This is a genomic window from Kitasatospora sp. NPDC047058 (assembly GCF_040643935.1).
Lineage (GTDB): Bacteria > Actinomycetota > Actinomycetes > Streptomycetales > Streptomycetaceae > Kitasatospora.
Genome location: NZ_JBEYVJ010000193.1, coordinates 1 through 13,419, shown reverse-complemented (window position 1 = coordinate 13,419; position 13,419 = coordinate 1). Strand labels below are relative to the sequence as shown.

1 protein-coding gene is annotated in these 13,419 nt (G+C 76.1%); it reads left to right on the top strand.

Annotated features, from left to right (window positions below; translation table 11 throughout):
- Positions 1-13,419, top strand: a 13,419-nt coding sequence (locus tag ABZ885_RS25035) for a type I polyketide synthase (RefSeq protein WP_360192696.1), incomplete at both ends; no start/stop codon positions are given.

Sequence of the window (13,419 nt, the reverse complement as noted above, 5' to 3'; positions counted from 1 at the left end):
TCGCAGTCGCTGAAGGTGCTGGCGGGTCTCGGCGGGATGCTGTCGGTGAGCCGGCCGGCGTCGGTGGTCGAGGAGCGGATCGCCCGCTTCGGTGAGCGTCTCTCGCTGGCCGCTGTCAACGGCCCCTCGGCCGTGGTGGTTTCGGGCGATCCGGAGGGCTTGGAGGAGCTGAAGGCGGAGTTCGAGGCGGAGGGCGTGCGCGCCCGGATGGTCGCCGTGGACTACGCCTCGCACTCCGCGCAGGTGGACCGGCTGGAGGAGGAGATCCGCGCCGTCCTGGCGCAGGTGACGCCGCGCCGCGGCCGGGTCCCGATGGTCTCGGCCATGACCGGCGAGACGCTGACGGGCGAGGAGCTGGACGCCGCCTACTGGTACGCCAGCCTGCGCGCGACGGTGCACTTCGACCGTGCGGTCCGCACGCTGGCCGGCCAGGGCCACCAGGTCTTCGTGGAGGTGACCCCGCACCCGGTCCTGATGGGTGCGATGAACGACACCCTCGAGGAGGTCGCCCAGGAGGCGGGCCCGGGCGCGGTGCCCGCCGCGGTGTGCGGCACGCTGCGGCGTGACGACGGCGGCGCGACGCGCCTGGTCACCTCGCTCGCCGAGGCCTTCGTCAACGGTGCCCCGGTGAACTGGACGGCGGTCCTTCCGGCCGGCGAGCGGATCGAGCTGCCGACCTACGCCTTCCAGCACGAGCAGTTCTGGCCGCCGGCCGCGGGGCCGACCCTCGGCGGGGACGCGGTGTCCCTGGGCCTGGGCGCGGTGGGGCACCCGCTGCTCGGTGCCGCCGTCGAACTGGCCGGTGGCGCGGGCCTGGTCTGCACCGGGCGGCTGTCGGTACGGACGCACCCGTGGCTGGCCGATCACGCGGTCGGCGGGGCGGTGCTGCTGCCGGGCACCGGTTTCGTCGAGATGGTGGTCCGCGCCGGCGACCAGGTCGGCTGCGGCCTGCTGGAGGAACTGACGCTGCACGCGCCGCTGATCCTCCCGGCCGACGGTGGCGGGGTGCAGGTGCAGGTCGTCGTGGCCGCCGCCGATGCGGACGGGCACCGGACGGTCGAGGTGTTCTCCCGTCCCGATGCCGCCGACGCGCAGCCGACCTGGGTCCAGCACGCGAGCGGTTTGGTCGCCCCCGCCGAGGGCACCGCAGCGGCGGAGGAGGACTTCGCGGTCTGGCCTCCGCGCGGGGCCACGGCCGTGGACGTCAGCGGCATGTACGAGTCGCTGGCCGACACCCCGTACGGCTACGGCCCGGCGTTCCAGGGGCTGCGGGCGGTGTGGCGCCGCGGCGCGGAGCTCTTCGCCGAGGTGGCGCTTCCGGAGTCGGTGGCGTCGGAGGCCGGGGCGTACGGTCTGCACCCGGCGCTGCTGGACGGCGTGCTCCAGGCCAGCGGCCTGGTCGGCGGAGGCGAGGACGCTGAGCCGGGTCAGGTGCGGCTGCCGTTCGCCTGGACGGGCGTGGAGCTGCACGCGGCCGGCGCGTCCGTGCTGCGGGCCCGGCTGCGCCGGGACGCCCAGGGGAACCTGGTGCTGGCGGCGGCGGACGCGGACGGCCAGCCGGTCGTGTCGGTGGCCTCGCTGATCACCCGCCCGGTGGCGGCCGACCAGCTCCAGGCCTCCGGACCGGCCGTGGCGGATGCCCTGTTCACCGTCGAGTGGACGCCGCTCGCCGCCTCCGAGGCCCCGGCCGGGGACTGGGCGCTGATCGGCGCCGACCGCTTCGGTCTGGCCGAGGCGCTGGACGCGGCCGGGGTGCCGGTCCGCTCCTTCCCGGGGCCGGCCGAGCTGGCCGCCGCGGCCGAGGCGGGGGAGATCGAGCCCGCGCTGGTCCTTGCCTGCGCCGGTGACGAGAACGACCAGGACGGTGACAACCCGGCGCACGCTGCCGCGCGGGTGGCCGGCGAGGCGCTGGGCCTGGTGCAGGGCTGGCTGGCCGAGGAACGGCTGGAGGCGGCGCGGTTGGTGGTCGTCACCCGTGGCGGCGTCGCCGCCTCGGCCGGTGAGCGGATCGCCGATCTGCCGGCGGCGGCCGTCTGGGGTCTGCTGCGCTCGGCGCAGTCGGAGAACCCGGGCCGGCTGGTCCTGGCCGACCTCCCCGCCGTCTCCGGCGACCAGGCCGTGGCCGTTCTGCCGACGGCGCTCGGCACCGGCGAGTCGGAGCTGGCCGTGCGCGGCGGGGCCGTCTACGGACGGCGGCTGGCCCGCCCGGCGGGCGAGCTGGCGGTGCCGGAGGGCGGTCTGTGGCGGCTGGAGCCGGATGCCGGCGGGTCGCTGGAGGGCCTGGTCCTCGCGGCGGCGCCGCAGGCGGGTGCGCCGCTGGAGGCCGGGCAGGTCCGGGTGGCGGTCCGCACCGCCGGGCTGAACTTCCGTGATGTGCTGATCGGCCTGGGCATGTACCCGGGCGGCGGTGTGATGGGCAGTGAGATCGCCGGAACGGTGCTCGAACTCGGCCCTGGGGTGACCGGACTGGCGGTCGGCGACCGCGTCATGGGTGTCACCGCCGGCGGCTTCGGCCCGGTGGTGGTCACCGACGCGCGGCAGCTGGTGCGCATCCCGGCCGACTGGTCCTACGCCGACGCCGCGTCGGTGCCCGTGGCGTTCATGACGGCCTGGTACGCGCTGGTGGACCTGGCCGGTGCGAAGGCCGGCCAGCGGGTGCTGGTGCACGCCGCCGCCGGTGGTGTCGGCATGGCGGCGGTGCAGATCGCCCGCCACCTGGGCCTGGAGGTCTTCGCGACGGCGAGCCCGGCGAAGTGGCCGGTGCTGGCCGGGTTGGGCCTGGACGAGGCGCACATCTCCTCCTCCCGCACCGCCGGCTTCGAGACGGAGTTCGCTGCCGCCACGGGCGGCGCGGGCGTCGACATCGTCGTCAACTCCCTGGCGGGCGAGCTGACCGACGCCTCCCTGCGGCTGCTGCCGCGCGGCGGCGCGTTCGTCGAGATGGGCCGCACCGACCTGCGGGACGCCGACGTGCTGGCGGCCGGGCACCCCGGGGTCGTCTACCGGCCGTTCGACCTCGGCGAGGCCGGGTCGGTGCGCATGGGCGCGATGCTCGGCGACATCGTCGGGCTGATGGCGGCCGGCGAGCTGACGAGGCTGCCGGTGCGGGCCTGGGACGTGCGGCGGGCGCGTGAGGCGTTCCGCTTCATGCAGCAGGCGCGCCACACCGGCAAGCTCGTCCTCACGGTCCCCGCCGACCTGCACGCACCCCGCAACGGCGGGGCCTCGGCCCTGGTGACGGGTGGGACGGGGACGCTGGGCGGCCTGGTGGCCAAGCACCTGGTGGTCACCGGGCGTGCGGACGGGTTGGTGCTGACCAGCCGTTCGGGTCCGGCCGCGGCCGGGGCGGCGGCGTTGGCCGCGGAGTTGGCGGGGCTGGGTGCGTCGGTCGACGTGGTGGCCTGTGACACGGCGGAGCGGGAGGCGTTGGCCGCCCTGCTCGCGCGGGTTCCGGCCGGGCGTCCGCTGCGGACGGTGGTCCACACGGCGGGTGTCCTGGACGACGGGATCATCGCGTCGCTGACCCCGGAGCGGGTGGCAGCGGTGATGCGGCCGAAGGCGGACGGTGCGTGGCATCTGCACGAGCTGACCCGGGGTCTGGAGCTGGACGCCTTCGTCCTGTTCTCCTCGGCCGCGGCGACGTTCGGTGTGCCGGGCCAGGGCAACTACGTGGCGGCGAACTCCTTCCTGGACGCGCTGGCGGCCGACCGCCGGGCTGCCGGGCTGCCGGGAACGTCGCTGGCCTGGGGCCTGTGGGCGAACGTGAGCGGCCTGACCGGGCAGCTCACCGACTCCGACCGGGCCCGCCTGACCCGCGGCGGTGCCGTGGCCCTGAGCGCGGCCGAGGGCCTCGCCCTGATGGACCAGGGGACCGCCCGGCCCGAGGCACTGCTCGTCGCGACCCGGCTGGACCTGGCCGGACTGCGGGCGCAGGCCGCCCGCACCGCCGAGGTCCCGCCGCTGTGGCGGACCCTGGTCACGGCCGGAGCCGGCCGTCGGACCGCCGCCTCGGGCGGCGCCGGCGCGGATTCGCTGCACCGGCAGCTGGCCGGGCTGTCCGAGCAGGACCGGACCCGGCTGCTCACCGACCTGGTCCGGACCCACGTGGCCGCCGTCCTGGGGCACACCTCCACCGACGCGGTCGAGCCGGGCCGGGCCTTCACCGACCTGGGCTTCGACTCGCTCACCGCCGTCGAACTGCGCAACCGCCTCGGCTCCGCGACAGGCCTGCGACTGCCGGCCACGCTCGTCTTCGACTACCCCAGCCCGGTCACGCTCGCCGGTCACCTCCGGGCCAGGCTCGTCGGCGACGACGAGCAGCCCGTGAACCTCCTGCCGGTCCGTCCGGCCGAGGCGGGCACCGACGAGCCGATCGCGATCGTCGGCATGGCCTGCCGGTTCCCCGGCAACGTGAACGACCCCGACGGGTTCTGGCAGGTGCTCGCCACCGGGACGGACGCGGTCTCGCGCTTCCCGGACGACCGCGGCTGGGACGTGGAGGGCCTCTACGACCCGGACCCCGAGAGCGTCGGCACCTCCTACACCCAGGAGGGCGGCTTCGTCGCCGACGCCGGCGGCTTCGACGCGGGGTTCTTCGGGATCAGCCCGCGCGAGGCGCTGGCGATGGACCCGCAGCAGCGGCAGCTGCTGGAGACGTCCTGGGAGGCCTTCGAGCGGGCCGGCATCGACCCGGCGTCCCTGCGCGGCAGCCAGACCGGCGTCTTCGTCGGCGGGTTCGCGTCGGCCTACGGGCTCGGCCTGGCCACCGGGAGCGAGGGCGCCGAAGGCCACCTGACGACCGGCTTCGCCACGAGCGTGATGTCCGGCCGGGTGTCCTACACGCTCGGGCTCGAAGGCCCGGCCGTGACGGTCGACACCGCGTGCTCCTCCTCGCTGGTCGCCCTGCACCTGGCCGCCCAGGCGCTGCGCTCGGGCGAGTGCTCGATGGCGCTCGCCGGCGGGGCCACCGTCATGGCCACCCCCGACGGGATCGTCGGGTTCAGCCAGCAGCGCGGCCTCGCGGTCGACGGGCGCTGCAAGGCGTTCTCCGCGCAGGCGGACGGGATGGGCTTCGCCGAGGGCGCCGGCATGGTGGTCCTGGAGCGGCTGTCGGACGCCCGGCGCAACGGGCACAAGGTGCTCGCGGTGGTCCGCGGTTCGGCGGTGAACCAGGACGGTGCGTCGAACGGTCTGACGGCGCCGAACGGTCCGTCGCAGCAGCGCGTCATCCGTGCGGCGCTGGCGAACGCGCGCCTGTCCGCGGCGGACGTGGACGTGGTCGAGGCGCACGGGACGGGCACCACGCTGGGCGACCCGATCGAGGCGCAGGCGCTGCTGGCCACGTACGGCCAGGAGCGCGGCGACAACGGTCCGCTGCGACTGGGCTCGGTGAAGTCGAACATCGGGCACACCCAGGCGGCCGCCGGCGTGGCGGGCGTCATCAAGATGGTGCTGGCGCTGCAGCACGGCGAGCTGCCGAGGACGCTGCACGCGGACGAGCCCTCGCCGCACGTGGACTGGTCCGCCGGCGAGGTGGAGCTGCTGACCGAGGCCGTGCCGTGGCAGCCGGGGGAGCGCACCCGCCGGGCGGGCGTGTCCTCGTTCGGCATCAGCGGCACCAACGCCCACGTCCTGCTGGAGGAGGCCCCCGCCGAGGCCCCGGCCGAGAACGGCGCCGAGGTGGACGCGCCGGACGCCGCTCCGCTGGTGGTCGAGTCCGGTGCGGCCGGGGCCTGGCTGGTGTCGGGCCGCTCGGCCGAGGGGCTGGCCGGGCAGGCGGAGCGGCTCGCCGACTGGGCGGCCGCGCGGCCGGAGCTGGTGCCGGCCGAGGTGGCGTGGTCGCTGGCGACGACGCGGTCGGTGTTCGAGCACCGGGCCGTGGTGGTCGGTGCCGGGCGTGACGAGCTGGTGTCGGGGCTGCAGAGCCTGGCCGCCGGTGAACCGTCGGGTTCGGTGGTGTCGGGTGTGGCGCGGCCGGGTGCGCGGACGGTGTTCGCGTTCGCGGGTCAGGGGTCGCAGTGGGTCGGGATGGGCCGGGAGTTGGCGCAGGTCAGCCCGGTGTTCGCGGCGCGGCTGGCGGAGTGTGCGGAGGCGTTGGCGCCGTTCGTGGACTGGTCGCTGGACGATGTCCTCGCCGGGGCGCCGGGTGCGCCGGAGATGAAGGCCGCGGACGTCGTCCAGCCGGCGCTGTGGGCCGTGATGGTCTCGCTGGCGGCGGTCTGGGAGGCCGCGGGTGTGGCGCCCGCCGCTGTGGTGGGTCACTCGCAGGGTGAGATCGCGGCGGCCACGGTCGCCGGGATGCTGTCGCTGGAGGACGGCGCCCGGGTGGTGGCGCTGCGCTCGCAGTCGCTGAAGGTGCTCGCCGGTCTCGGCGGGATGCTCTCCGTGAGCCGGCCCGCCGCGGTGGTCGAGGAACGACTCCCGCGTTGGGGAGAGCGCCTCTCGCTGGCCGCGGTCAACGGCCCTGCCGCGGTGGTGGTTTCGGGTGAGCCGGAGGGCCTGGAGGAGCTGAAGGCGGAGTTCGAGGCGGAGGGCGTGCGCGCCCGGATGGTCGCCGTCGACTACGCCTCGCACTCCGCGCAGGTGGACCGCCTGGAGGAGGAGATCACCTCCGTCCTGGCCGGGGTCACCCCGCGCCGCGGACGCGTTCCGATGGTGTCGGCGATGACCGGCGAGACGCTGACGGGTGAGGAGCTGGACGCCGCCTACTGGTACGCCAGCCTACGCGCGACGGTGCACTTCGACCGTGCCGTGCGCACCCTCGCCGGCCAGGGCCACCAGCTGTTCGTCGAGGTCACCCCGCACCCGGTCCTGCTGGGCGCGATGAACGACACCCTCGAAGAGGTCGCCCAGGAAGCGGGCCCGGGTATCGTGCCGGCCGCCGTCTGCGGCACCCTGCGCCGCGACGAGGGCGGCGCGACGCGCCTGCTCACCTCGTTCGCCGAGGCCTTCGTCAACGGTGCGCCCGTGGACTGGACGGCCCTCCTGCCGTCCACCGAGCGGATCGAGCTGCCGACCTACGCCTTCCAGCACGAGCGGTTCTGGCCGCGCGCGGCCGGGCCGGCCCTCGGCGGGGACGCGGTGTCCCTCGGCCTGGGCGCGGTCGGCCACCCGCTGCTCGGCGCGGCCGTCGAGCTGGCCGGTGGCGCGGGCCTGGTCTGCACCGGGCGGCTGTCCGTGCGGACGCACCCGTGGCTGGCCGACCACGCGATCGGCGGCGCCGTGCTCCTGCCCGGTACGGCCTTCGTGGAACTGGCCGTGCGCGCCGGTGACCAGGTGGGCTGCGGCCTGCTGGAGGAGCTGACCCTGCAGGCGCCGCTGGTGCTGCCCGCGGAGGGCTCCGGCGTCCAGGTGCAGGTGGTCCTCACCGACGCCGACGCGGACGGACGCCGGACGCTCGACATCTTCTCCCGCCCCGACGGACAGCAGGACTGGTCGCAGCACGCGAGCGGCGTGATCGCTCCCGCCGGCGAAACGGCGGCCGCGGAGGAGGACTTCGCCGTCTGGCCGCCCCGCGGCGCGACCGCCGTGGACGTCAGCGGCATGTACGAGGCCGCGGCCGAGGGGCCGTACGGCTACGGCCCGGCGTTCCAGGGGCTGCGCGCCGCCTGGCGTCGTGGCGAGGACGTCTTCGCCGAGGTGGCGCTCCCGGAAACGGTGGCGCAGGACGCGGGTGCGTTCGGCCTGCACCCGGCGCTGCTGGACGCGGTGCTGCAGGCCAGCGCCCTGGTCACCGGGACCGACGATCCCGGTCAGGTGCGGCTGCCGTTCGCCTGGACGGGCGTGGAGCTGCACGCGAGCGGCGCGTCCGTTCTCCGGGCCCGGCTGCGCCGGGACGCGGAGGGCAGCCTGACGCTGACGGCGGCGGACGCCATGGGCGCCCCGGTGGTGTCGGTGGAGTCGCTGATCACCCGCCCGGTGGCGGCCGACCAGCTCCAGGCCTCCGGACCGGCCGTGGCGGATGCGCTGTTCGCCGTCGAGTGGGCCCCGATCTCCACCTCCGAGGCTCCGGCCGGGGACTGGGCGCTGATCGGCGCCGACCGCTTCGGCCTGGCCGAGGCGCTGGACGCGGCCGGGGTGCCGGTCCGCTCCTTTGCCGGCCTGGCCGAGCTCGCCGCGGCCACCGAGGCGGCGGAGCTCGACCCCGTCGTCGTCCTGGCCTGCGCCGGTGAGGAGAGTGGCGGCGATGCGGCCGAGGCCGCCCGCCGGGCGACCGGTGAGGCGCTGGGCCTGGCCCAGGACTGGCTGGCCGAAGAGCGCCTGGACGACGCCCGGTTGGTGGTCGTCACCCGCGGCGCCGTTGCCGCCTCGGCCGGCGAGCGGATCGCCGATCTGCCCGCCGCCGCGGCCCGGGGCCTGCTGCGCTCGGCGCAGGCGGAGAACCCCGGCCGCCTGGTGCTCGTCGACCTTCCCCCGGTCTCCGACGACCGGGCCGCGGCCGCGCTGCCGGCCGCGCTGCCGACCGCGCTCGCCGCCGGCGAACCGGAGCTGGTCATCCGCGGCGAGGCGGCCTACGGGCGACGCCTGACGCGTCCATCCCGCTCCCTGGCGGCAGTTGAACGGCCGTCGGACCCGCGGGGGGCCCGCACGGCCCTGGTGACGGGTGGTACGGGGACGCTGGGCGGCCTGGTGGCCAAGCACCTGGTGGTCACCGGGCGTGCGGACGGGTTGGTGCTGACCAGCCGTTCGGGTCCGGCCGCGGCCGGGGCGGTGGTGTTGGCCGCGGAGTTGGCGGGGCTGGGTGCGTCGGTCGACGTGGTGGCCTGTGACACGGCGGAGCGGGAGGCGTTGGCCGCCCTGCTCGCGCGGGTTCCGGCCGGGCGTCCGCTGCGGACGGTGGTCCACACGGCGGGTGTCCTGGACGACGGGATCATCGCGTCGCTGACCCCGGAGCGGGTGGCAGCGGTGATGCGGCCGAAGGCGGACGGTGCGTGGCATCTGCACGAGCTGACCCGGGGTCTGGAGCTGGACGCCTTCGTCCTGTTCTCCTCGGCCGCGGCGACGTTCGGTGTGCCGGGCCAGGGCAACTACGTGGCGGCGAACTCCTTCCTGGACGCGCTGGCGGCCGACCGCCGGGCTGCCGGGCTGCCGGGAACGTCGCTGGCCTGGGGCCTGTGGGCGAACGTGAGCGGCCTGACCGGGCAGCTCACCGACTCCGACCGGGCCCGCCTGACCCGCGGCGGTGCCGTGGCCCTGAGCGCGGCCGAGGGCCTCGCCCTGATGGACCAGGGGACCGCCCGGCCCGAGGCACTGCTCGTCGCGACCCGGCTGGACCTGGCCGGACTGCGGGCGCAGGCCGCCCGCACCGCCGAGGTCCCGCCGCTGTGGCGGACCCTGGTCACGGCCGGAGCCGGCCGTCGGACCGCCGCCTCGGGCGGCGCCGGCGCGGATTCGCTGCACCGGCAGCTGGCCGGGCTGTCCGAGCAGGACCGGACCCGGCTGCTCACCGACCTGGTCCGGACCCACGTGGCCGCCGTCCTGGGGCACACCTCCACCGACGCGGTCGAGCCGGGCCGGGCCTTCACCGACCTGGGCTTCGACTCGCTCACCGCCGTCGAACTGCGCAACCGCCTCGGCTCCGCGACAGGCCTGCGACTGCCGGCCACGCTCGTCTTCGACTACCCCAGCCCGGTCACGCTCGCCGGTCACCTCCGGGCCAGGCTCGTCGGCGACGACGAGCAGCCCGTGAACCTCCTGCCGGTCCGTCCGGCCGAGGCGGGCACCGACGAGCCGATCGCGATCGTCGGCATGGCCTGCCGGTTCCCCGGCAACGTGAACGACCCCGACGGGTTCTGGCAGGTGCTCGCCACCGGGACGGACGCGGTCTCGCGCTTCCCGGACGACCGCGGCTGGGACGTGGAGGGCCTCTACGACCCGGACCCCGAGAGCGTCGGCACCTCCTACACCCAGGAGGGCGGCTTCGTCGCCGACGCCGGCGGCTTCGACGCGGGGTTCTTCGGGATCAGCCCGCGCGAGGCGCTGGCGATGGACCCGCAGCAGCGGCAGCTGCTGGAGACGTCCTGGGAGGCCTTCGAGCGGGCCGGCATCGACCCGGCGTCCCTGCGCGGCAGCCAGACCGGCGTCTTCGTCGGCGGGTTCGCGTCGGCCTACGGGCTCGGCCTGGCCACCGGGAGCGAGGGCGCCGAAGGCCACCTGACGACCGGCTTCGCCACGAGCGTGATGTCCGGCCGGGTGTCCTACACGCTCGGGCTCGAAGGCCCGGCCGTGACGGTCGACACCGCGTGCTCCTCCTCGCTGGTCGCCCTGCACCTGGCCGCCCAGGCGCTGCGCTCGGGCGAGTGCTCGATGGCGCTCGCCGGCGGGGCCACCGTCATGGCCACCCCCGACGGGATCGTCGGGTTCAGCCAGCAGCGCGGCCTCGCGGTCGACGGGCGCTGCAAGGCGTTCTCCGCGCAGGCGGACGGGATGGGCTTCGCCGAGGGCGCCGGCATGGTGGTCCTGGAGCGGCTGTCGGACGCCCGGCGCAACGGGCACAAGGTGCTCGCGGTGGTCCGCGGTTCGGCGGTGAACCAGGACGGTGCGTCGAACGGTCTGACGGCGCCGAACGGTCCGTCGCAGCAGCGCGTCATCCGTGCGGCGCTGGCGAACGCGCGCCTGTCCGCGGCGGACGTGGACGTGGTCGAGGCGCACGGGACGGGCACCACGCTGGGCGACCCGATCGAGGCGCAGGCGCTGCTGGCCACGTACGGCCAGGAGCGCGGCGACAACGGTCCGCTGCGACTGGGCTCGGTGAAGTCGAACATCGGGCACACCCAGGCGGCCGCCGGCGTGGCGGGCGTCATCAAGATGGTGCTGGCGCTGCAGCACGGCGAGCTGCCGAGGACGCTGCACGCGGACGAGCCCTCGCCGCACGTGGACTGGTCCGCCGGCGAGGTGGAGCTGCTGACCGAGGCCGTGCCGTGGCAGCCGGGGGAGCGCACCCGCCGGGCGGGCGTGTCCTCGTTCGGCATCAGCGGCACCAACGCCCACGTCCTGCTGGAGGAGGCCCCCGCCGAGGCCCCGGCCGAGAACGGCGCCGAGGTGGACGCGCCGGACGCCGCTCCGCTGGTGGTCGAGTCCGGTGCGGCCGGGGCCTGGCTGGTGTCGGGCCGCTCGGCCGAGGGGCTGGCCGGGCAGGCGGAGCGGCTCGCCGACTGGGCGGCCGCGCGGCCGGAGCTGGTGCCGGCCGAGGTGGCGTGGTCGCTGGCGACGACGCGGTCGGTGTTCGAGCACCGGGCCGTGGTGGTCGGTGCCGGGCGTGACGAGCTGGTGTCGGGGCTGCAGAGCCTGGCCGCCGGTGAACCGTCGGGTTCGGTGGTGTCGGGTGTGGCGCGGCCGGGTGCGCGGACGGTGTTCGCGTTCGCGGGTCAGGGGTCGCAGTGGGTCGGGATGGGCCGGGAGTTGGCGCAGGTCAGCCCGGTGTTCGCGGCGCGGCTGGCGGAGTGTGCGGAGGCGTTGGCGCCGTTCGTGGACTGGTCGCTGGACGATGTCCTTGCCGGGGCGCCGGGTGCGCCGGAGATGAAGGCGGCGGACGTCGTCCAGCCGGCGCTGTGGGCTGTGATGGTGTCGCTGGCGGCGGTCTGGGAGGCCGCGGGCGTCACGCCGGACGCGGTCGTGGGTCACTCGCAGGGCGAGATCGCCGCTGCGACGGTGGCCGGGATGCTGTCGCTGGAGGACGGCGCCCGGGTGGTGGCGCTGCGCTCGCAGTCGCTGAAGGTGCTGGCGGGTCTCGGCGGGATGCTGTCGGTGAGCCGGCCGGCGTCGGTGGTCGAGGAGCGGATCGCCCGCTTCGGCGAGCGTCTCTCCCTGGCGGCCGTCAACGGCCCTGCCGTGGTGGTGGTTTCGGGCGATCCGGAGGGCCTGGAGGAGCTGAAGGCGGAGTTCGAGGCGGAGGGCGTGCGCGCCCGGATGGTCGCCGTGGACTACGCCTCGCATTCCGCTCAGGTGGACCGGCTGGAGGAGGAGATCACCTCCGTCCTGGCCGGGATCGCCCCGCGCCGTGGCCGGGTCCCGATGGTCTCGGCCATGACCGGCGAGACGCTGACGGGTGAGGAGCTGGACGCCGCGTACTGGTACGCCAGCCTGCGCGCGACGGTGCACTTCGACCGCGCGGTCCGCACGCTGGCCGGCCAGAACTACCAGGTGTTCGTGGAGGTGACCCCGCACCCGGTCCTGCTGGGCGCGATGAACGACACGCTCGAAGAGGTCGCACTGGACGCCGGCCCGGGCGCGGTGCCTGCCGCCGTCTGCGGCACCCTGCGCCGCGACGAGGGCGGCGCCCAGCGTCTGCTCACCTCGCTCGCCGAGGCCTTCGTCCAGGGCGCCACCGTGGACTGGCGCGTGGTGCTGCCCGCCGGCGAGCTGGTCGGCCTGCCGACGTACGCCTTCCGGCACCAGCGGTACTGGCCGCAGGGCGTCCTGGCGCTGCCGACCTCGGCGGGCTCGGTCCTCGGCGGTGACGGTGCGAGCACCGAGGCGGAGGCCCGGTTCTGGGCGGCCGTCGAGGGCGGGGACTTGACGCAGCTGGCCGACACGCTGGCCGTGGACGGCGGCCGGCCGTTCAACGAGGTGCTCCCCGCACTCGCACACTGGCGGCGCCGGGAGCTGGACCGCTCGGTGACCGCGGGCTGGCGCTACCGGGTGAACTGGGCGGCGATCGCCGAGCCCGACGCCCGGGTGCTGTCGGGCACGTGGCTGCTCGCGGTGCCGGCCGGCACCGACGGTCAGCCGTACGCGTCCGCGCTGGCCGGCCGCGGGGCCGAGGTCGTCGTGGTCGACGTCCCGGCCGGGACCGCGGACCGGGCCGGGGTGGCGACGCTGCTGGGCGCGGCGGTGGAGCCTTCCGCCGTGACCGGTGTGCTGTCGCTGCTGGCGCTGGACGAGGCGCCGCTGCCGGAGCACCCGGTGGTGGCCGGGGGCCTGGCGTCGACGCTGGCCCTCGTCCAGGCGCTGGGTGACGCCGGGATCGCTGCGCCGCTGTGGCTGGCGACCCGCGGTGCGGTGGCGGCCGGCCCGGGTGAGGCGCTGGCCAACCCGGTGCAGGCGCAGGTCTGGGGTCTGGGCCGCGTCGTCGGCCTGGAGCACCCGGAGCGCTGGGGCGGTCTGGTCGACCTGCCCGAGACGCTCGACGAGCGCGCGGGCGCCCGTCTGGTGGCGGTGCTGGCCGGCTGCGGCGAGGACCAGGTCGCCGTCCGGACGGCCGGGATCCTCGGCCGTCGGCTCTCGCGGGTGCCGCAGCGCGGCTCCGAGGAGAGCTGGGCGCCGCGCGGGACGGTGCTGATCACCGGTGGCACGGGTGCGATCGCCGGGCACGTCTCGCGCTGGCTGGCCGGTCGCGGTGCGGAGCGGCTGGTGCTGACCGGCCGTTCCGGTCCGGCCGCCGCCAAGCCCGGCAACAAGGTGTACGGCGTCCCGTCGGTC